The organism is Pseudarthrobacter sp., from assembly GCF_036675385.1.
GTDB lineage: Bacteria > Actinomycetota > Actinomycetes > Actinomycetales > Micrococcaceae > Arthrobacter.
The window spans coordinates 1-21396 of the sequence record NZ_JAKFFD010000086.1; the positions used below are offsets into that span (position 1 = coordinate 1).

Consider the following 21396-nt stretch of genomic DNA (forward strand, 5'->3'; position numbering starts at 1 on the left):
CCGTGGCTGCTTCCGTTGTTCAGTGTCCGGGGAAACGACCGCCACGAGGCTTACTTCCATCACCGGCGGCGCTGGCGCGTCGGCTGAATTTTCGTCGGGTGGAACGACTTGGAGAGCACGGGCTGGACCCACGGGACGCGACAATTCGTCGGGGAGCTGGATGTGTGGGTCCACGACGCCAAAAGCCGCTTGTTTCAACAGCCACTGGATTGTCGGCAACCATGGCTGGACGGCCTCCCTGCTCACCCCCGGGGCTTCGACGGTCCTGGCCGCGGAGATGGCCTCCAGATCGGCGATGCGCGGAACGAGGTGACCCTGCCCAGCTGCCTCAGTCGCCCACTGGGACAGCACCTGTGTCATTTTCCATACTCGCCTGCACTGCGGGCCGCCTGTTTTCGCGGTTGTGCAGGCGGGTGTTGAGCACTAGTTTTTCAATACTCCTCTGCACTAATGTCGTTGTTGCTTACTACTCCTCTGCACACCAAGGGAGGTAGCGGAGTGGATGCAGAATCTACACACATTCGTGAGCCCGGCACGTTGACCGTGCCAGATGCGTCAGGGACCACAAGCCCGGGGTGTGGATCATTTGCACAGCCTGCCACAGGCCAAGCGCTACGCCGACACCAGCGATGAGCATGAGAAAGCCCTCATCTGGAGGCTTGCCCCTGACGCGGCGTCAACCCTGCACGCTGGATCACACATTGCAGAACGGAACGGAGACGCCATGATCAGCACGAACGCGACCCCGAAATGGACCGGCATGGTACTGGTCGACGACACTGCTCTGGCCGTCACCGATTCAGGTGGCTCCGGGACACCGGTGATCTACCTCAACGGCCAGTTCGCGACCCAGGGCTACTGGCGGCGGGTCATCGCCGAACTCGGGCCAGACTGGCGGCACATCACTTACGACGAGCGGGCCCGTGGGCGCAAGTCCGGACGTTCGGCGGATTATTCGTTCGCGGCCGCCGTCGGCGATGTCGATGCCGTGCTCGAGGCTCGAGGTGTCGACCGAGCGCTGGTGGTCGGGTGGTCGTACGGCGCCTTCGTCGCCGCGCACTGGGCGAGCCGCAATCCGGACCGGACGATCGGCGCTGTCCTGGTCGATGGGGCACAGCCGCACGACTGGTTCACCGATGAGATGGTGCAAGGGATCCAAGGGGTCTTCCGTCGCCTGCAATGGCTGATGGTGCCACTCCGCCTGACGGGACTCACGCCGCGAATGACCGCCCTGGAGATGGCCCAATGCAACATCGAAGTCGGCAGGCTCGCGCGTGAACGGGAACTCGGTCCGGTGATGGACAGGATCACCGTCCCGACCCGGTATGTCCTCGCATCCGGAACGTCGTTCGGCAGCAAGGGGGATGAGCAGGAGAAGATCCGCGCCAGCGTGCCCGCGGTGGCCGAACGCAACCCGCACATCACGATTCACGCCAAAGTCGCGAGCAATCACGGCGCGATCCTCCGCAAGGACTTCCGCGCGATCGCCGAGGCGGTCCGCGGCGTCGCCGGTTGAGGCGGTCTGGAGCCCATGCTCACAATCAGCCAACTGGCTTCCTATGCCGGGGTGACGGTGCCAGTCCGGCACTATCACCAGACCGGCCTGCTCGCCGAGCCCGAACGCGACCACTCCGGATACCGCAGCTACGACGCGGCGCCGTCGTGCGGTTGATCCGGCCGCGGCCCACGCCGGCGAAGAGTTCAGGAATGCCGACTCCGCCAGCAACTGAAAGGCAACAGATGTCTCCCCACGATTCCCATACCCGCCACGGTTCCCCTTCCCTGCACCTCAGCAGCGAGTCCATCCAGGATGGCCAGACCCTGCCGCCCGCACAGCGCAGCGGCAAGATGCGTGCCGGCGGCAAGGACGAATCGCCTCAACTGAGCTGGGGCGGCGCGCCGGCTGGCACCATGAGTTACGCCGTGACAACGTTCGATCCGGACGCCCCGGGCCGCGGCGGATTCTGGCACTGGGCCATGCTGGACATCCCCGCAGGCGTCACGTCGCTGCCCGCCGGAGCCGGTGCCGAAGGCGTGCGCCAGCTTCCGTCCGGCGCGATCCAGTTGAAGAACGACGCCGGTTTCCACGGCTACGTGGGCGCCGCACCGCCACCCGGACACGGCCCGCACCGGTATGTTTTCACGGTCTACGCCCTGGATGTGGAACACCTCGGGCTGGACGCCGGATTCAGCCCCGCCAAGCTGGAATCGAAGCTGTCCGCACACTCCCTGGGGCGCGGGATGATCACGGCCATCTTCGAACGCTGAGACCGCCGAAATCGCCGGACCTGCGAGTTCGCGCCGGATGCGGCTGGTAGCCTCCGGCTGCGCCGAGCCGAAGAGCTCTTCCTCTACGCCACGCTTACCCACTTTGACGGCGTGGCCGGTGCACTGTTTGCAGGAGCAGGCAGCGGCTCCTCGCCAAGCGTCACCCTGGACTTCTATGACAGAACCGGGCTGGGGACATTCACGCGCGCCTCGTAGGGCTGCGGATTCCGGTCGTACTTGGTGATTCCCAGGTCGGCGCTGTAGGGGAGCGGCACCCAACGCAAGCGGACGACGGCGGGACGTCCCGCCGTCGTCCGTTCACTGCTCCGGACGCGGACCCCGGGTCCAGAACGCAACAGCGACGAGACCTCCCCAGCCGAAAAACACGAACCAGGGCACGAGCGCGACAGCGGAAGCCTCGCCGGCGATTGTATAAAGGAGGCCGCCAACCAGATTGCCGACGACGCTGCCCGCGGCCTGGGCCAGGCCAAAAACGCCGAAGTGCGAGGCGATGGATCCGCCGCGGGCAAAGTCTGCGACGACTGCATTCGTCACGGGCTGCGACAGCATTTGGCCGACGGTGAAGAGGCCGACTCCGGCCAGCAGCCCCGCCGTTGTGCCCCACAGCCCCATGACGGCTATGCCGGCACCAAGAGACAGAGCGCCGGCGCCCAGAATGGCGCGTGCGGATAAACGGCGGGCTACGAAAGCGGTCAGGGGAAGCATCGTGACGACCATAAGAACAGCGGCGGCGGTGTAGACGAGTCCCACGCCCACGGGTCCCGGGAGAACATCTCCGGCCCGGATGGGAACGATGAGGTAGAGCTGCGAGGCGAGCAGCCACAGGGCGCTGGCGAGTGCACAGTACCGAAGGAACCCGCGGTTTGACAGCACGTCACGGATGCCTGACGCGGAAGGATTCCGCGCTGAAAGTCCCGCGGGGAGCCCAGCGACAGTGAAAATGAAGGCGACAAGAAAGAGCAGCGCGGCGCCCAGGCTGACCCATTTGAAGTCGAATCCGGCCAGGAGGCCGCCGATCATCGGTCCGATGACGAACCCCAGGTTGGAGATCATTTCGCGCGTCGAATAAACGCGCACCGAGTCCCTGCCTTCTGCGAGGGCGGTGTACGCGGCGTAGCTGGCCGGGTGGAACAGTGCCCCGCCAAGTCCGGAAAGGATGGAAGCGGCAACCAGCAGCGGCACCGAATCGACGGTCCCGAGCAAGGCGAACCCAGCGGCGCGTACGAGCACCCCCACCGCGATGGCCTTCTTGTAGTCAATGCGGTCGGCGATCCAGCCGGACAGCGGCATAAGCCCGTTCTGGGACGCGGACCGCACTGCCGTGAGAACTCCGACGAACGCGATGGTGAGCGAGAGGTCTTCGAGGAGGTGGAAGGCCAGCAGCGGGATGAGCATGTAGAAGCCAACGGCCATGATGAAGGTGTCCGCATAAAGCACCCACAACGCCTTGGATGTGCCCGCCGGTATGCCGTCCGCTGGAGGCGGCACCAAACGCCTTACCGCAGCGACGACTCGAGGGCGGCGAGCTTTCGCGGAAGGCCGTAGTCTCCGCCGCCTTCGTGGCCGTTGTACGGGAACACGGCCAGGTCTTTGTCCGCCGCGTAGTGGTTGAATGCGGCGTAGACCGTGGACGGCGGACAGATTTTATCCATCAGGCCCACCGACAGCCAGCCTGGTGCCGTGGCGCGGGACGCGAAGTTCACGCCGTCGAAGTAGGACAGGGTCCGGATGACGTTTTCGACTTCGAAGCGGTTGCCGGCCAGATACCGGGCAACTTCCCAATAGGGTCCGGCGTCGGTGACCTGGCTCGCCCGGCGGTAGTGGCAGAGGAACGGCACATCGGCCACCACCGCGCGAAGGTCCTGGCGCAGGCCGCCGACGGCCAGGGCCAGGCCTCCGCCCTGGCTGCCGCCCACCACGCCGATCCGCTTGGGGTCGACGTCAGGGTGTGCCGCGAGGGCGTCCACGGCCCGGACCGCGTCCGTGATGAGCCTGCGGTAATAGTGGTTGGCCGGGTCGTCGATGCCCCTGGTCAGGTAACCCGGTGATGCGGGGGCGGTCCCGGAAACTTCTCGGTCGTGCGTGTCCGCGGTGGTCTTCCCGCCGCCGCCCTGGCCCCTGTTGTCCATCACCAGATGGGCGTAGCCGGCAGCGCTGTAGGCCAGCCGTTCGTAGGGAATGCCACGGCCGCCGCCGTATCCGATGTACTGCACCAGGCCGGGAAGCCTGCCGCTGCGGTGCCTGGGCAGCAACAGCCACGCCTTGACGCGCTGGCCGTGGAATCCCGAAAACTCAACATCGAAGACGTCAACGGTATCCAGGCCGCCGGACCATGGCGTGAACGTTGCATTCAGGGGGTGGCTGGCTGCTTCGTCAAGGGTGGCCTGCCAGAAATCATCGAAGTCCGGCTGCTCTTCGCGTTCGGGAAGATAGGAAACGAGGCGATCCTGCGGCCAATCAAAAAATGCCATTTTAGCGACCCCATGTGCTTGGTGGTGAATAACTTTGACGGGCGGTCTGCAGCGAGGAAATCACTTTTTCCTCCAGCTCCTTATCAAGCCGGACCAGGGGGAGGGCAACACTGACCGCGTCAACGATCGGGCCCGGTCCCGGAAGCGCGATGGCGAAACAGGCGGTCCCGATGGTGTTCTCCTCCCGTTCAAACGAATAGCCGCGCTCATGCGTCAGGGCCAGGTCTTCAAGGAGCCGGTCCATGTCCGTGATGGTGTGCTGGGTGAGTGCCACGAGATTCTCCCCCAGACGTGCGCGGACGTCCCCGGGGCTGTATTCCGCCAGGACGGCTTTTCCCAGGGAAACGGCATGTGCCGGGAGCCTCTTGCCGAGGGCCGAGTGCATACGAAGCTGGTGCTGCGATTCCCGCTTGTCCAGATACACGACGTCGCTGCCGTCCAGGCGGCCCAGGTGGACCGTCTCGTGCAGCTCGTCGGAAAGCCAGTCCAGGATGTTCTGGGCGCGCGAGACAACTTTGTCGGATTCGACGTACGCCGTGCCGACCTGCAGTGCGCGGACCCCCAGCGAGAACCTCGTGCCGGTGACCTCGGTGGCAACCCAGCCGCGTGCGGTCATGGTGCGCAGCAGGCCATGCAGGCTCGACTTCGGGATGTTCAGGGCATTGGCCATTTCCGGCAGGCCGGCATGGCTGTTCTGCGCGAGATATTCCAGAACCGACAACGTCCGGTCCGCTGACTTCACGGCGGCTCCTGGAGACGCCTTTGTCACTTCATCGATGGCCATTCCTGGTTCAGCTCCTCGGCCCAAGTTTCGATATTTCATTCATCATACGGGTTGACAGTGCTATCCGTGAATGTAGAGTTCTATATGTGATTGCCATTCAGCATACTGAATGACTCGGCATCCTGACAACTGTCCGTGACGCCAAGAGTTCACCGATTCAGATCGAACCCCTCTCGACATGACGCTTGATAAGAAAGGTTCAGTAATGACGCTGACACGCCGCTCATTTCTTTCAGCCGTGGGAATCAGCTCGGTAGCCCTGTCGGCCGCCGCCTGTTCCGGGCCAACAGCGGGATCAGGGCCGGCCACTGTGGCCACCGGCAAACTGTCCGGCCAGGTTTCGCTGCTTACCCCGATCTTCGAAGGCGCCGCCGGCAAGGCACTGCTGGAGCAGAAACTCATCCCCGCCTTCCAGAAAACCCACCCGGATGTGAGCTTCAAGGTCGACTACGTGAATTACTCGGCCCTGAACGAAAAGCTGACCACCGGACTGGCCGGCGGAACCGTGGCCGACGTCCTGATGCTCGGCGTGGGATGGATTCCGCCCTTCGCCGCCAAGGGCGTGCTGGCCGAGCTGCCGGCGGAATTCGCCGACGGCCAGGGCTTCCACCCGCGGGTGCTCGATCCTTCCAGGCACGAGGGCAAGCTTTACGCCCTGCCCGCCGTGCTCGACACACGATTCGTGGCCTACCGGAAAGACATTTTCGAGGAAGCCGGGATCACTGCACCGCCGCAGAACTGGGAAGAGCTCCGCGGAATCGCCAAGGAGCTCACCCGCTCCAGCGGCGGCCGGATATCACGGGCAGGCATTGACGCCTTCTCGATCGACCTCCGCCAGGGCTGGGAGTACGCCCTTTTCGCCAACGGCGGCAAGCTCTTTGACGAGACGGGCAGGAAGGTCCTGTTCAATCAGCGCGAAGGCGTCGAGGCACTTGAATTCCTGGCCGGGCTGATCAAGGACGGATCCACCGCCTTCGACTTCCGTTCCGAAGCGGGCAAGCCGCTGCAGCTGCAGACAGGCAACGCCGCGATGGCCCTGGTCAACAACGCACACTTCATGACCATCCAGCAGCAGAGTCCGGAGCTCATCAAGGAAGGAAAGATCGGAACCTTCCTCCTGAAGAACACCACGGAGGCGATGTTCCAGGGCGGGACGCTGGCCTCGGTCTCCGCGCGGTCCAAGAACCCCGACGCCGCCCAGACCTTTGTGCGGTACCTGGCCAGCCCCGAGGTCATCCTCCATACCTGTGAATACCGTGGTTCCGTTCCCGCGATCAGCGCGCTGGCCTCCAGCGACTACGTCAAGAACAACGACTTCGTCCGGTTTGCCGTCGACAACTTGGACAAGTCGGTCAGCGAAGGCGGCACGCCGGCGTGGATGGAGATCCGGGACACCATCAAGGCAGCCGTTGAGGAAGCACTCACCGGGAAAGCAACGGCCCAGGAAGCCCTGGACCGGCTGGCAGATACGGCCAACGACGCGATCGGCCGGCTCCAGTGACATCGGTCGCCACCGCCTCGCCGGATACCGCAGCCCAGTCCGCCCCGCCACGGAAAAAGGTGTCCAGCCTGCTGCGATCCCAGCGACGCGCAGGGGTATGGATGGCCTTGCTGGCCAGCCTCCACGCCGGCATCTGGATCGGCCTTCCGATGCTCGCCTCGATCGTGCTCAGTTTCACCCAGTACGACGTCATCTCAGCTCCCCGCTTCATTGGCCTGGCCAATTTCGAAGATCTGTTCACCGATCCGGTGTTTATGACCAGCCTGAGGAACACGGCCGTCTACGCCTTCTTCACCGTGCCGGTCTCCATGGCCATCGCACTGGTCCTGGCCGTGATGCTGAACCAGGGCATCCGCGGGCAAATGCTGTACCGCACGGCGATCTTCATTCCGCAGGTCACCGCCACCGTGGCCATCGCCCTGGTGTGGCTCTGGATCTACAACCCGCGCGGCGGCCTGGCCAACCAGCTGCTCGGATTCTTCGGCATTGGCCAGGTGTCGTGGCTGACGGATACCGCGTGGTCGCTGCCGTCGATCATTGCCGTGGGTGTCTGGCAGGGGATCGGGCTGAAGATGCTGATCTACTTGGCCGCCCTGCAGGGCTTGCCGAAGGATGTGTTCGAAGCCGCCTCCATTGACGGCGCCACCGCGGTGCAGAAGTTCATGCAGATCACCGTGCCGATGCTCAAACCCGCCACCTTCTTCGTCCTGGTGACCTCGATCATCGGCGCGTTCCAGGCTTTCGACCAGGTGTACATCCTGACCCAGGGCGGCCCCGCCAACTCCACCACCCTGATTACCTACGAGATCTACAAGTCAGCGTTCCAGCAGTTCAGGATGGGCCTGGCCTGTGCGCAGTCCCTGGTGCTGTTCGTCTTCCTGATCGTCCTGACGCTGATCAACCGCCGCCTGATGGGAGGATCCAATGACGATAGTTAAGGCTCCAAAGCGAGCGCCGCAACACACCGGGCGTACCGCAGCCCCGGGGGCAGCCACCCTGGTGGACCACAAACGAAAGACCCGGTTCCGGCGCGGTCTGCTGTGCCTGGCGCTGATCGCCATTGCGTTCGTCATGCTGGTCCCGTTCCTGTGGATGATCATTACCTCGCTGCGGCCGCCGAGTGAGCTGGGCATGGCCAATCCGCCGCTGATTCCCGGAGAACTCCAGTGGAGCAACTACTCCGATGCGCTGAAGGCCGCCCCCTTCGCCACGTATGCGCGCAACAGCTTCATCATCGCCATCAGCCACACAGTGCTCAACGTGGTGATGGCCTCGATGGCCGGATACGCGCTGGCCAGACTCAAATTCCGTGGATCAACCCTGATTATGGGAGCGTTCATCGCCGCCCTGATGATCCCGACTTACACGAAGATCGTCCCGGAGTTCCTGATCGTGCGGTTCATGCCGTTCTTCGGGGGCAACGACGCGTTCGGGCAGGGCGGCATTGGCTGGCTGGATTCCTGGTGGGCGTTGATAATTCCGGGCGCGGTGACACCTTTTGCAGTGTTCCTGTTCCGCCAGTTCTACGCCACCGTTCCCGTTGAGCTGGCCGAAGCAGCCCGCCTGGATGGCGTCAGCGAATTCGGCATCTATGCCAGGATCATCACCCCGCAGATCAAACCGGCCATTGCCACCGTGGCGCTGCTGACGTTTGAGTCCTCCTGGAACAACTTCCTGTGGCCGCTGCTGGTCACATCCTCGGACAACTTGCGCGTCATCCAGGTAGGCCTGTCGGTCTTCCAGAACGAAAACACCACCCAATGGTCGCTGCTGATGGCCGGGACTGCCCTGGCCACGCTCCCGATGGTGGCGCTCTTCCTGCTGGGCCAGCGCTATTTCGTCGACGGATTCACCCACGCAGGCATCAAATAATGAAACAGGAGAACACCTTGTCTTTGACTTCCCCCGCCCTTCCCACGCGTGCCCTCGTCACTGGGGCCGGCCACGGTATTGGCCGCGCCTGCGCGCTGTCCCTCGCAAAGTCCGGCGCCGACGTCGTTGTGCACTACAACACGAGCAAGGATGATGCTCAGGATACCGTTGCCGAGATCCAGGCCCTGGGGCGGAACGCCGTCGCGGTGCGTGCCGACCTGACAATCCAACAGGATGTGGACGATCTACTGCGCGCCGCAAGGGACGAGCTGGGCGGCCTGGACACCGTGGTTGCCAATGCCGGCCACCTGGTGGACCGCCGCGCCCTGGCGGATATCGACGCCGAATTCTGGCACAAAGTGATTGACGTCAACCTGAGCAGCGCCTTTTTTACCGTCCAGGCCGCAGCGCCCCTGTTGGCGGAAAGCGGCGGTTCCGTCGTCCTGATGTCCTCCGTGGCCGCGCACAACGGCGGCGGTCCCGGTGCCATCGCCTACGCCGCGGCGAAGGCCGGCGTTGACGGCCTGGCCCGTGCCCTGGCCAAGGAGTTGGCGCCTGCGGGGGTGCGGGTCAATGCCGTGGCACCGGGCTTTATCGCCAATACCGCTTTCCATGACACGTTCACGGGTGCGGAGGCGCAGAGGAAGATTTCCTCCGGGATTCCACTGGGCCGCTCCGGTACCGCCGAGGACGTCGCCAATGTTGTCACGTTCCTCAGTTCCCCCAAGGCTTCGTTCATCACCGGGGAAACCTGGGATGTCACCGGCGGAGAAAAGATCAAATGACGGCCACACCGCAGACCACGTACGAACGGCCGGCCATCCCCAACCGGCCTGGCGGTTGGTGGCACAACTTTGCCTGCCCGGTGCATGGTGCCGAGCTGCTCCCGGGTGAGTCGACCAGCGAAACCCAGACCTTCCGCTGCCCGGCGGGATGCGAGGTCTCCGGTGAACCGTATTCCGGCGCCTGGACCGTCATGTGCCATCAGCAGGCTGCCCGCCGCATCCGGCTCGCCGGTCACCGCGGCGACGCGGCACATGTCTTCGAGGCCCTCGCCCAATACCGTGCGCTGCTGGACACGGTCGGGAACAAACCCAATGAAGACGCCGAACCCTGGATGGTCCGCGGCCGCTTGTTCCACCAGGCACTGACCGAGGCCATCTGGGGTGTGGCCGTGGCTGACGGCATCTGGGCATTGTGCGAACAGCTTCCGGATCTTGACTGGGGCCCCGCCGAAGACGATGCCCGCAGCCTCCTGGCTGCCATCCTCGAAACAGTCCGGGCCGGGCGTGCCGAACTCATCGACGCCGGAAAGCTGAAGAGCAACTACACCGCCTGGCTGACCGCCGCGGAACGCCTGGCCAGCGGCGCCCTGGCCGCCCTGGACGGGGACCTTGATACGCGCGGGGATTTGATGACCGGCCCCGTCGGCCTGGCCCGGCACCTTCAGGCCGCAATCCTCCCGGACGGATGGGAATGGGAAGGCGCACCGTACTATCACATGTTCGTTCTGAGGGCCTCCCTCCTGTCACTGCGGGGATGGTCCGCAGCCGAAATCCCGGAGGAGACACAGCAGACGCTGCGGGCCATGATCGGCGCACTCACCGCCATCAGCACCGCCGATGGCACCGTGCCGGCCATCCATGACAGCCCAGTGGCCCGCCGGGCGCAGGATCTTGAGTACCTGGAAACGATGGAGCTCGCCGGTCAGCTGTTCCCGGACCTCGTAGCGCAGACCGCCGCCATCCGCGATGCAGCTGCGGCCCGCCTGGGCTCGGAGGCGCGGGAGACGGTGGCCATGATCCGCGGCTGGATTGGGGGAGCCGGCGACGGCGTGGCCGGCCGCAGTGAGTCCGGACCCGGCACGCAGACCGGTGCCGCAGCGGGCCCGGCGGAACCTGCACAACCCGAGGACGCCGTCGGCCTTTCCGTCTTTCCCGACGCCGGCTTCGGAATCGTGCGCCAGGGCGGAACGGGGTTCAGCGCCATTCTCGATTTCGGACCGCACGGCGGATCGCACGGGCACTTCGACAAACTGGCACTCTACTTCTATGGCCGGGGTGTCTGGTGGCAGCCGGATCCCGGGGCGCCGCCGTACGGTTCATTCCTGCGCTACCCGTACGCAGGTGTCCGGTCCCATCCCACCGTGCGGATCGGCAACGGGGAACAGGCTGAGTGTTCCGGAAAACTGCTCGACACCCGGATGGACGGCGGGACAGCCTTCCTCGCGGCGGAAACCCGGGGAGCGTACCCGGGCGTGCTCCTGCGCCGGCGGGTGATCATGGCGCCGGACCACCTCATCGACATCTTCGATGTGGAAGCGGACCACGGTGCCGACACGCCCTCCGGCGAGATCAGCCTGGGATTCAGGCCGGACGTGGATTTCGCGGTGCGGCCCGTGCCCGGGGACCCTCTGCAGTGGCGGAGCACCTGGGGCGAGGGCTCAGAACTCCTCTTCGGGACCCACCTGCTCCCGCATACTCCGCAAGGGCCCTTCGGCCTCCGCTCGGTGCCCGTGCGGGCACCGGCGGACCGCCCTCATCTCTGGCGTTCAGGCGCAGACTGGACGCTGGACGCCGGGCTGGCCGGAAACCCCCTCACGCGGTTCGCGTCCCTGTACTCCGCCGCCGATCCGGCAGCCGGACTGGACGTTCAGGACGGCCGAATCATCGTGACCGTTTCCGGCCGCACCTACACCTACGCGGCCCACTGATGAGCCTCCTGATCGGCGACAGGCTTGAGGCGCTCCGCAGCGCCGTCACAACGTCACACCGCTCGCAGTTCCGACGGCTCCATGAGCAATGTGAATGGTCCGCCCGGCAGGTGCTGCCGGAACAGCATCCCTCGGCCAGCATCACCTGGCTGGGGGCGGGCGCCCCCAATTTGGCGCTTGCCCATCTGCTCACCGGCCAGCCCTGGTACCTGACGGAACTCCGCCGCTGGCTGCGGGCCACCTGCGCCCTGCCGCACTGGGGCAAGGAACACATGCCCGATACCGACCTCGACGCCGGGTGGCTCTGCTTCGGACTGGCGTTGGTGGAGAACTGGGTGGGCCATCTGCTCCCGGCTGAGGAGCACAGCATGCTGCAGGCCAAGCTGGCGCTGCAGGCGGAGCGCCTCCATCAATACATCGAGGAAAACCGCGGCGCCTGGTGGGCCGACGCGTACTGGCAAAACCACAACTGGATCTGCTATTCGGGCCTGGCCGCCGTTGGTTATGCACTGCCCGGCCACCCGGGGTCGGGGGACTGGACCGCGGCGGCGGCCGCCAACGCACGCGAACTGCGGCGCCGGCTGCCGGCCGATGGCGCCGACGGCGAAGGGGTCGTCTACTGGAGATACGGCGTCCCGTGGCTGGCCGCACATGCTGATCTCATGCTGACGGCAGGCGACCCGGAAGGCCACAATGCGTTCAAGGACTTTGACTTTCTGCGCCAGACATTCTGGTACCGGCTGCACCAGGCCGCCCCTGGCTTTGAAACGATTATCGATCACGGCGACTGCCACGACCGGCGCAGCGGTCACAGTGTGGCGCTGTACTACAAGCTCGCCAGCGAATATGGCATCGGCGAGGCCCAGTGGCTGGCCAACCGGGTTGCCGATCAGTATTTCTGGCGCGAAGCCTACGAAAGCGGCGTACGTCCCGGGGTGATGCCGGAGGCCTACCTTGAGTTCCTCTGGTTCAACGAGACGATTGAACCGGTATCGCCCGCGGCATTGCCAACGGGGCGCAGCTTTGCTGACTTGGGACTGCTGGCCACCCGGACATCGTGGCGCGATGATGCAAACATGGTCTCGGTCAAAGCCTCGCCCGGAAGCGGGCACGGTTCCTGGCGGGAAGGCCACATTCTGGCAGCATCCGGCAAGTGGCAGGCGGCGAGCGACGGACACTCGCACCCCGACATGGGTGCGTTTGTGGTGATTGGCGGCGGGGAATACCTCGCCATCGATGAGGGCTACAGCAGCCGGAAGCTGTCCGGACACCACAACGTCGTTCTCGTTGACGGGCGCGGGATGCGCGGTGAAGGCAGCTACAGCGTGTGGAAGAACCTGCCCGAAGTCGCGGCCCCAGTGCTGCATGCCTGCGCCGCAGGAGTAGCGGGCACCGGAGCGCTGGGACTGCTCATCGTCGATACGGCCCCCTGCTATCCGCCGGAACTCGGGGTTCAGACAATGCTGCGCACGCTGCTGGTTGGTCCGGGCGGGGAACTCGTCATTGATGACCGGCTCGAGGCCAGCGCACCACGTGAGTGGAGTTGGCTGTTGCACTCCGATGTACCGGCCACACAGGAAACACCGCAACGGTGGACCGTGCGCAAAGGCTTCGGGTCCCTGACTATCGATATTTTCGACGCGGGGACGACGACGGGGACGGAAAGTGTCGAGGTGAGCGCCAACCCCACATCCAGCACGCCGTCGCTGAGCATCACCAAGACCATGCAGCGCCTCAGATCCGACGCTGGCCCAGTTAAGCAGGCCCGGTTTACGCGGATCCTTCAGCCGCGCACCGACCCGCACGGCGACATGGCAGCCATCCGGCCGGACGCCGGGAACGGCGTTTTCAGCCTCGCCGGGGACAGTGCGGGACAGCCGCGGCTTGCCGGCCGTCCCGGCGCGGGCCGCCGCAGCACGTGGTTCTTTCCGCCGGCCGACGACGGGGCTTCCAGATCTGCCGGGCCCCTGACGTTGGCCGCGGAATCAGCGGTGGCTTTCGAAGACGAATCCGGAGGCGGACTCGTGGCATATGGTGCCAGTCATCTGGAGATTCACGGCCGTAAGGTGGATCTGTCCGCTTTCAGTCAGGGATCCGGCGACGCCGGCAGGGTGCTGAGCCTCCGGTGGAGTGCCGACGGCGAGATAGGAATGGCGGGGGAATGACGACACTTACCGGGTCTGGGCCTGGCGGATCGAGGCCGGAGGGCCTGGCAGCAGCGTCCCTGGGACTCCTGCGCTATCCCTCCAGCCTGTTCCTGGCCAACATCGCGGCCATTCTCTTTTTGCTCCCCGTCGTGACGTGGCTTTCCGGGCTTGTCGGGGCCACCCGGGTGCTGCGGTCCATCGGCCACACTGACGACGAGGCCTTCCTCGGTGTGGTCCGCTCCGTGCGAACGTCCTGGCGCAGGGACCTGCCGGCCGCCGCCGGCATTCCCCTGGCTTTTGGAGTGGTTACGGCGAATATGCTGTGGCTTGCCGGCCACCCGACGCCCATGAGTGTCGTCCTGCTCGGGGCCCAGCTGCCCATACTCCTGGCCGTGCTGGCGTTCACCGTGAACTACATCGTGCTGGCCAGCGAACCGGACAACGACGTTCTCACGGCCGGCGTCATGGTGAAGTCGGCCGTGAGCGCCGCACTGCGCCGTCCGGGGCGGTCGCTGCTGGCTGTAGCGGTCGGTGTGGCGTGTGTGCCTGTCATGGTGTTGCCGCCTCTGACGGTTGCCTGTGGACTCACGCTGCCCGTCTGGTTCATCAACGCGGTGCTCACCGCGCGACGGCCAGCGGCACCCAACGCAAGCGTACGACGGCGGGACGTCCCGCCGTCGTCCGTTCCCGTCCCCAAATAGGACGTGGGCAGAGGGCGCCGTTGTCCGCTTGTAAATCCTCATTGTGGTGGGCGCCCAATAGGGCCACCATGTTCGTATGGACGCTGAAACACCGAAGGCCGCGGAGCTGAACCTTCCCCAGGCCTTCCTTCTGCTGGCAACGAACGACATGAACGGCAAACCCGAAGTGCCGGTGTTCGCACTCAGGACCACTGTGGCAGGGGCAATACTGGCCGAGCTGGACCTGATCGGTGCGATCGAGCTGCAGGGGAAGCGCGTCAGGGCCACCGGCGACGCCCCGCAAACAGACTTCCAGCGCGAGCTCGAAGTCATCCGCGGCAAATCCCGGCCCCACAGCCCCAAGGGTTGGGTGGGCATGCTGGAGGGCCGCGCCGTAGTGCAGCGTGTCTACGAGGGCATGGCGTCACTGGGCATCGTGGAACATGTCGGCGAAAAGCACCTGGGCCGGTTCCGGGCCGCGCGGTACCCGGAGAAGGACCACGCTCCGGAGGCGGCGCTCCTGGAAAAGATCCAGGCCGCACTCAGCGGCCCGCCGTCCGATCTTGAGCCGCCGGATACGACGGCGACCGATACCACGGCGACCGATGCCGGCTCTGATGCGGGGACCAGTGATGCCGCGTCCGATGCGGGGGCGTCCGAGGCCACGAAGCCAGCTGCCGGGGCGACTGATGCCAAGCCTGATTCGAAGGCGCCCGATGCCAGGACCATAGTGCTGATCGCCCTGCTTCAGGCGGCCGGAATGCTGGGCAAGCTCTTCCCGGCGGCAGATCTGACCCGGGCAACTGAGCTGTCGAAGGACTATTGGCCGTCCCGCGCGGTGGAGGACGAACTTCGTATGATCCGGCTCGCGGAGCAAGAAGCCGCGAACTTGTGATAAATCGCTAGGCGCGGTGGCGCCGCGCTTCCGTGCGGCGCTGATCGGCCTGCGCTACGAGTTCACTCATCCACGGACGGTGCCCGCGGTGGAACGCCATCCCTTCCGGCAGTCCCTGGACGGAAGGGACGGAATCGGCAATGTCGATGGTGATCCGGCGAGCTGCTCCCGGCTGAACCCGCAGAACAGCTCGACGTCTCCAGCCGGACTTCGTGGAGGATCTTGCCCGGTTCCTGCCAGGGTCTGCAGCGTGCCAAGGGCCAGGGACGGGTCAACCGGCATCGCCATGACTGAAGCCCACAGCGAGTCGCGGCCGAACAGTGTCATGAACCAGGGTGCGCCGGCGGCCACCACGACACGTTCCGGATGATTGGGGTCCTCGATCCGAAGGGCACCTAGATCGTCGTAGCTGCGCCGCAGGGTCCGTTCGATGGACCGGTTTCCCATCTGGAGCACCGGAATCTTCGCCACCCATTCCTGCCGGCGCAGGTCCCGGGGCGACAATCCGTTCGCGTCGGGATGGACGAATGCCGCCGCGGGGCTCTCTCCCTCGGTGCTGGGCACCACGGTCAGGACGGTGCTCCAGTGGCCGTGCGGCGGGATGGTCACCTTGTAGGTGAGGGCTTCCGGCGTTATGTCTGCTACGCGTGCCTGGATGGCGACGCCCTTCCGGACGTCCTGCCAGACGGCGCGGATGGTGAGCGTGCCGCCGTCGGCCTGGCGCGTTTCGTCCCAGCGCCGCTGGATCCGTGCCTCTTTCACCTCGAAGAGGTCCGCGAAGTCGGCCTCGACCTTCAGGGCGATTACGCATTCGGCCGGCTCCAGGGAGTAGTTGCGAACGGTGACCTGCTCCTGGATGCCTGCCCCCACTTCCCGCAGGCGCTCCGCGATCAGCGGGCTGTCGGCGTAGCCGTCAGAGCGGGGAACCCGCCCGACAAACAGCGCCCGGTACGGCTCCTTCGTCTCCGCCGCCAAAGGTTCAAGCGGCTGGCCATCAACGGTCAGACTCCAGCCCGAGAGGATGCGGGCATCCTGCACGAAAAGACCATGCGGATGGTCGGCATTGATGTCCCCGTTCGGCAAAGAAATGCAGAAGGACGATCCCTCGACCAACGTGACCGACCCGGCCCCCAGCGGGCCGGCCGCCGTGTCAGCATTCCACCCAGCCACCGTGGCCACCTCCAAGAACCTAGCAAGGGTGCCGTTTGCCTGTAAGTCCCACGGCTGCCGGCACCCCCGTTTCTCCCAACGACGCTACCCTTGCTGGCTCTCCAACGTAAGCCCAACGCGGGGTCACTTTTGGCCCGATATGTGCCCGTTATTGGGCCACAAGTGACCCCGCGTTGAGTGTTAGTGCCAGCAAAACACCGTTGTGGTGGGCGCCCGGTCGGGTCCACCCTGATCGTATGAACGCTGAAATTCCCAGGGCGGAAGAGCTGAACATTCCCCAGGCCCTGCTCCTGCTGGCAACCAACGACAAGGACGGCGAGCCCGCCGTTCCGCATGTTGTGCTCAAGGCCGCTTTGTCCGGGGCGATCCTGGCCGAGCTGGACCTGCTCGGCGCCATCGAGCTGCAGGGGAAGCATGTCAGGGCTACCGGCGCCACCCCGCAAACGGATTTCCAGCAGCAACTGGAACTCATCCGGGATACGTCGCGACCGCACACTCCCAAACGGTGGGTCTCGATGCTGGAGAGCCGCGCCGAGCTGCACCGTGTCTATGAGGGGATGGCGGCGCTGGGCATCGTGGACCACGTGGGCGAACGGCACCTTGGCCTGTTCAGGACCACGCGGTACCCGGAGAAGAACCACGCTCCTGAGGCAGCGCTGTTGAAAGGGGTCGAGGCCGCGCTCAGGGGTGGAGCCTCCGATCCGCGTACCACCGCACTGACCGCGCTGCTCTACTCGGCGGAGCTGCTCGGGAAAATCTTCCCGGCAGCGGATCAGGGCCATGCGAGGGAACTGGCGAATGACTATTGGCCGTCCCGCGCGGTGGCCGGCGAGCTCCGCATGATCAGGCTGGCGGAGGCGGAAGCCGCAACGTAGGAAAGCGGACGACGGCGGGAGGTCCCGCCGTCGTCCGGTTTCTGTAAGTTCCTACTCAGCCGCAGGGGGCGCTTCAGTCTTGTCCGCCGCCGTCTCCGGCGCCTCGGCAGCTGCCTGCGCATACGTCGCCGAGACCCGGCGGTAGACCGGGGTCAGGAAGGCCAGCAACGCGGCCACGATCATGATGATCCCGGCCACCAGGAACACCAGGGCGATGCCGCGGGAGACGCCCTCGCCGAGCAGCGGAGCCAGCTGGGCAGCGCCCTCCGTGGACCGAGCGTACGGGATGATCCAGACCTGGGCGATCGGCGCGATGAGGAACGCGGTGATCGGCGCTGCCGCGGACTCGAACGCCATGGCGAATCCGAACACCCGGCCCTGCCGCGGCAACGGCACCACCCGCTGGATGACCGTCTGTTCGGCGGCCTCCACGAAGGGGATCAGGACCATGTACAGCCAGATGCCGGCGATGTAGAGCCACGCCCACTCCCGCACCGTGAACACCGCACCGAGGACCCCCATCAGGATCACCGCGATGAGCATGGTGCGCAACGGGTTGGACCCGAGCCCGAACTTGCCGATCACCGCGCCACCCAGGATGAACCCGGTGGCGCCGACTGCGAAGACGGTTCCCCACAGTTCCACCGGGAACATCTCCAGGCCGTACGGATCCATCAGCGCCATGTAGACGCCGCCGATGAAGTTGTTGAACGTGGAGAACAGGATCAGCGCGAACAGCCCGGCAATCGCCAGCACTGCGGCGAGGGATCCGCGCAGGTCGAACGTGCCGTGGGCGTCCGTGGCGGCCACCCGCACTTCCTCGGGCATGCGCAGCGTGAGTAAGTGCGCGAAGGCCAGGGCCGTCAGCACCAAAGCGACGACGATCGTCCACCCCATGCCAAGCAATCCCACCGACAGCCCTGAGAGCACGGAGGTGACGATGAATGCCAGCCCTTGCACCATGCCCACCAGCCCGTTGGCGTTGGCCCGCCGGTCCGGGTCGATGAGGATGGTGACAACGGTGGAGAGGGCGACGTTGCGCATGTTCTCCACCACCGCACCGACCAGGATGATCACGGCGAAGATCCAGAACCATGGCTGTGTCAGGTCCAGCATGCTGGCGGCTGGTGTCAGCAGGAACATGACCCCGGACAGCACGAACATCACCAGCGTGAAACCGGCGGCGAAGCGCATCACGGCCAGCTTCCGGTAGCGGTCCACGAAGGTGCCGAAGCTGATGCTGGAAACGGCGATCAACAGCATGTACGCGCCGCCGATCACCCCGGTGGCGATCACGTTCCGCGTCTCCAGATACACCCAGAACGTCAGGGCGAACCACAGGTAGCTGGTGGTGATGTTGGCGAGGGCGGTGTTCACCAGGATCCCCGCGAACGTGCGGGAACGCTGCGCCGGAGTGCGTAAGGACGTGTCGATGGCGTCGGAATCGGCCAAGCCTGCAGCCGCTGCGACGCCGGCGGGGGCCGGTTCGTGCTCGGTCATGCGTCCCAGTTTACTGACAACCGACGCTCGTGGACACGGTCACGGCGGTGTACTTTCGGCGCGGGCACCTACGCAAGCGAACGACGGCGGGACGTCCCGCCGTCGTCCGCCGCCCACCCCTTGCACTCTTACTTTATTCGCCGTATAAAGTAAGTATGTTACCTGGATCACAGCGCGACGCCCCGACGGGGAGGGATGCGCTGCGCAGAATCCGGGTCAGCGCTATCTTCAGCACCCTGCTGGAGGCAGGTCCCCTGGCCCGGACAGACCTGGCGCACCGGACCGGTTACAGCCCCTCCACGGTCACGGGCATCGTGCAGGACCTCAGCGACGCCGGCTACCTGCGGGTTGTGGGGCAACAGGAATCGACCGGCGGCCGGCGACGGACGCTGATCGAGCTCAACCGCTCCTCGGTGACCATCGCCGTCGTCGGTCTCCGGGGCACCCGGATCTGGTGCGCCCTGGTGGACCTGGACGGCAACCGCCTGGATGCCGCTGAACAGGATTTCGATCCTGCGGACCCGGTGGGCAGCACGGCGAGCACTGTGATGTCACTCCACCGCCGGGCGGTGATTCCGCCCGTTCACGTGGTGGTGGCCCTGCCCGGCGTCGTCGCCTCCGACGGTTCCGTGGCCCTGGCGCCCGCCTTCGGCCCCGTAGCCCACCTCCGCCTCGTGGACGAACTCGAAGCCACAACAGGGCTCCGCACCACGGTGGAAAATGACGTCAACCTCATCGCCCTGGGGGAGCGGGTGGACGGCGCGGGCAACGGCGTGGAGGACCTGGTCCTGATCCATGTTGCCGAAGGCATTGGGGCGACGATCATCGCCGGCGGAGAGGTCCTGGAGGGATCAAGCCGTTCCGCAGGCGAAATCGGCTTCCTTCCGCAGGGTTTGGCTGCCAGCCCGCGCGGGGAACGCGGAGACTACGAACGGCGCTGGACCGCCGCCGGCATCCGCGAGTCCGGCGCGCTGCTCGGTCTGTCGCTCGCTGAGGAAACGGTGGTTGAATCCCTCTGCAGCGCCGATTCGCCGGCGGCTGTCCGGCTGCTGGATGACGTTATTCAGGCCTGGGCTTTCGCCGCCATTATCTGCGTTTGCGTCGTCAACCCCGCACGCGTGATCTTCTCCGGCGACGCGGTCCTCCTGACCCGCGATGCGCGGGAAAAGCTCCGCGGCACGGTCCAGAGGTCAGCGCCGTCCCTGACCGAAGTGGTCTTCGCCGAGCTCGGACAGGCGGCAATCCTGCATGGCGCCATCGCGAAGGTGGTGAAGAGCCCCGCGACCCTCTTCACCGAGGTCGCCGGATGAGCGAACCACCAAGTTTTTCTGTCCAACCATCAGCCACACCAAAGTACTAGGAGAAACCAATGACGTTACGTCCATTGCGATCCGCGCTGCTAGCTGGCGGCCTCGCACTCATGCTTGGAATGTCTGCCTGCGGACTCGACTCTCCCAAGCCCTCCGGAACGTCGGCCGGTGCCGAGGACGCCGGGACCCTGACCATTTACACGGCACGGGACAAAGCCCTCGCTACCGAGGTGATAGCAGATTTCGAAAAGGCCAACCCGAAATACGCGGGCAAAGTCCAACTGCTGACACTGGGCGCCCAGGAGGCCCTGGAACGCGTCAAGGCCGAAAAGTCCAACCCGCAGGGCGACATCTGGTGGGGCGGTACTCAGCAGCAGATGCAGCAGGCCGCTGCCGAGCAGGTCCTGTCTCCTGCGCCGAAGGACGTTATCGACGCCGTCCCCTCCGGACAGCGCGACGCTGACGGTGTCTGGGTAGGTGAGATGAAGCTGGCCGAGGTCATCTTCTACAACAAGGACATGCTCACCGCCGACCAGGCTCCCAAAGACTGGGACGACCTCATCAGCCCCGCGATGAAGGACAAGATCGCCATCCGCGACGTCCTGGCATCCGGCACCATGCGCAGCATTTATGCGGCGATGATTGACCGCCAATTCGACGCCGCGGGCAGCCCCGACGCAGGCTACGAGTGGCTCAAGAAACTCGATGCCAACACCAAGGTCTACGCCGCCAACCCGACGGACCTCTACCTGAGGATCACACGCCAGGAAGCTGCCGTGACTGCCTGGAACCTGCAGGATGTCATGCTGCAGATCAAGAACCAGAAGGCCCCCTTCACTCCAGTGGTGCCTGCATCCGGTGCGCCGATGCTTATTGACGGTGTGGCAAAGATCAAGGACGGACCGTCTCCGGCCGGAGCGGACGCCTTCCTGTCCTTCCTTATGAGCAAGGATGAACAGACCAAGCTGTCCGAGACGTACTTCCAGATCCCGACGATCTCACTGCCCACGGAACCGGCCTGGCTGGCCGACCTGGACCTGAAGGAAATGAAGGTCAACTGGGAACGCGTCAACAAGAGCGAGCCCGAATGGAGCGCTTACTGGGCCGCGAACATCAAGGGCCAAGGCAACAAATAGCACCGCGCACGGCGGGGCGGCCACCGGCTGCCCCGCCGGACACGCCGCCCCGC

At 65.3% G+C, this 21396-nt stretch carries 18 protein-coding genes and 1 pseudogene; 14 read left to right on the plus strand and 5 right to left on the minus strand.

Annotation, left to right across the window (positions count from 1 at the left end):
• Window positions 1-724 precede the first annotated feature (724 nt).
• The 3 genes from V6M49_RS06965 to V6M49_RS06975 all read left to right on the plus strand — a co-directional run bounded on the left by V6M49_RS06965 (window position 725) and on the right by V6M49_RS06975 (window position 2268).
• A complete protein-coding gene (locus tag V6M49_RS06965; protein WP_141141777.1) occupies window positions 725-1516 on the plus strand; it encodes an alpha/beta fold hydrolase in 792 nt (263 codons plus the stop codon).
• 15 nt (window positions 1517-1531) lie between these two features.
• Entirely contained in the window at window positions 1532-1672 is a 141-nt protein-coding gene (locus V6M49_RS06970; protein WP_332760661.1) for a MerR family DNA-binding transcriptional regulator, read from the plus strand.
• A 68-nt stretch (window positions 1673-1740) separates the two neighbouring features.
• On the plus strand, window positions 1741-2268 hold the full coding sequence (locus V6M49_RS06975) for a YbhB/YbcL family Raf kinase inhibitor-like protein (RefSeq protein ID WP_332760662.1): 528 nt from the start codon (window positions 1741-1743) through the stop codon (window positions 2266-2268).
• A gap of 318 nt (window positions 2269-2586) precedes the next feature.
• Here the strand turns inward: V6M49_RS06975 and V6M49_RS06980 are convergent, their stop codons facing one another.
• From V6M49_RS06980 to V6M49_RS06990, 3 genes are read right to left on the minus strand one after another with little or no spacing between them, the layout of a single operon-like run.
• Window positions 2587-3777, minus strand: coding sequence for an MFS transporter (locus tag V6M49_RS06980; protein WP_332760663.1), 1191 nt, complete (start codon window positions 3775-3777; stop codon window positions 2587-2589).
• Window positions 3778-3785: 8 nt separating this feature from the next.
• Window positions 3786-4760: an acetylxylan esterase gene (locus tag V6M49_RS06985; protein WP_141141775.1), complete on the minus strand. Its 975-nt coding sequence runs from the start codon at window positions 4758-4760 to the stop codon at window positions 3786-3788.
• A 1-nt stretch (window position 4761) separates the two neighbouring features.
• A complete protein-coding gene (locus V6M49_RS06990) occupies window positions 4762-5502 on the minus strand; it encodes an IclR family transcriptional regulator (RefSeq protein WP_332760664.1) in 741 nt (246 codons plus the stop codon).
• A 247-nt stretch (window positions 5503-5749) separates the two neighbouring features.
• On the opposite strand from V6M49_RS06990, the gene V6M49_RS06995 reads away from it, so the two are divergent.
• From V6M49_RS06995 to V6M49_RS07030, 8 genes are all read left to right on the plus strand, one after another.
• Window positions 5750-7045 carry an ABC transporter substrate-binding protein gene (locus tag V6M49_RS06995; RefSeq protein WP_141141773.1) on the plus strand — a complete coding sequence of 432 codons (1296 nt, stop codon included), beginning with the start codon at window positions 5750-5752 and terminating at the stop codon, window positions 7043-7045.
• Window positions 7042-7983 (plus strand): carbohydrate ABC transporter permease, encoded by a 942-nt coding sequence (locus tag V6M49_RS07000; protein ID WP_332760665.1) that lies wholly within the window; start codon window positions 7042-7044, stop codon window positions 7981-7983. Before V6M49_RS06995 ends, V6M49_RS07000 begins: the two co-directional genes overlap by 4 nt.
• Window positions 7970-8917, plus strand: coding sequence for a carbohydrate ABC transporter permease (locus tag V6M49_RS07005; protein WP_332760666.1), 948 nt, complete (start codon window positions 7970-7972; stop codon window positions 8915-8917). Before V6M49_RS07000 ends, V6M49_RS07005 begins: the two co-directional genes overlap by 14 nt.
• Before the next feature lie 17 nt (window positions 8918-8934).
• The gene (locus V6M49_RS07010; protein ID WP_246848629.1) at window positions 8935-9702 is read left to right on the plus strand and encodes an SDR family NAD(P)-dependent oxidoreductase; all 768 of its coding nucleotides are present in this window, start codon (window positions 8935-8937) and stop codon (window positions 9700-9702) included.
• On the plus strand, window positions 9699-11630 hold the full coding sequence (locus V6M49_RS07015) for a heparinase II/III domain-containing protein (protein WP_332760667.1): 1932 nt from the start codon (window positions 9699-9701) through the stop codon (window positions 11628-11630). The genes V6M49_RS07010 and V6M49_RS07015 overlap by 4 nt, the downstream gene beginning before the upstream one ends.
• Window positions 11630-13795 carry a heparinase II/III domain-containing protein gene (locus tag V6M49_RS07020; RefSeq protein ID WP_332760668.1) on the plus strand — a complete coding sequence of 722 codons (2166 nt, stop codon included), beginning with the start codon at window positions 11630-11632 and terminating at the stop codon, window positions 13793-13795. Before V6M49_RS07015 ends, V6M49_RS07020 begins: the two co-directional genes overlap by 1 nt.
• The gene (locus tag V6M49_RS07025) at window positions 13792-14478 is read left to right on the plus strand and encodes a hypothetical protein (RefSeq protein ID WP_332760669.1); all 687 of its coding nucleotides are present in this window, start codon (window positions 13792-13794) and stop codon (window positions 14476-14478) included. Before V6M49_RS07020 ends, V6M49_RS07025 begins: the two co-directional genes overlap by 4 nt.
• Before the next feature lie 76 nt (window positions 14479-14554).
• Entirely contained in the window at window positions 14555-15352 is a 798-nt protein-coding gene (locus V6M49_RS07030; protein WP_141141767.1) for a GOLPH3/VPS74 family protein, read from the plus strand.
• 188 nt (window positions 15353-15540) lie between these two features.
• Here the strand turns inward: V6M49_RS07030 and V6M49_RS07035 are convergent.
• Window positions 15541-16522 (minus strand): annotated as a pseudogene (locus V6M49_RS07035) (glycogen debranching N-terminal domain-containing protein); the annotation flags it as partial.
• A 236-nt stretch (window positions 16523-16758) separates the two neighbouring features.
• Between V6M49_RS07035 and V6M49_RS07040 the strand changes: the two are divergent.
• Entirely contained in the window at window positions 16759-17397 is a 639-nt protein-coding gene (locus tag V6M49_RS07040; RefSeq protein WP_332760670.1) for a GOLPH3/VPS74 family protein, read from the plus strand.
• A 51-nt stretch (window positions 17398-17448) separates the two neighbouring features.
• On the opposite strand, the gene V6M49_RS07045 is transcribed toward V6M49_RS07040, so the two are convergent.
• On the minus strand, window positions 17449-18897 hold the full coding sequence (locus V6M49_RS07045) for an MFS transporter (protein ID WP_332760671.1): 1449 nt from the start codon (window positions 18895-18897) through the stop codon (window positions 17449-17451).
• Window positions 18898-19052: 155 nt separating this feature from the next.
• Between V6M49_RS07045 and V6M49_RS07050 the strand changes: the two genes are divergently transcribed.
• Together V6M49_RS07050 and V6M49_RS07055 are read left to right on the plus strand one after the other, a co-directional pair.
• Complete coding sequence (locus tag V6M49_RS07050; RefSeq protein WP_332760672.1) at window positions 19053-20207, plus strand: ROK family transcriptional regulator; 1155 nt, start codon at window positions 19053-19055, stop codon at window positions 20205-20207.
• Window positions 20208-20266: 59 nt separating this feature from the next.
• Window positions 20267-21343: an extracellular solute-binding protein gene (locus V6M49_RS07055; protein ID WP_332760673.1), complete on the plus strand. Its 1077-nt coding sequence runs from the start codon at window positions 20267-20269 to the stop codon at window positions 21341-21343.
• Window positions 21344-21396: the final 53 nt, after the last annotated feature.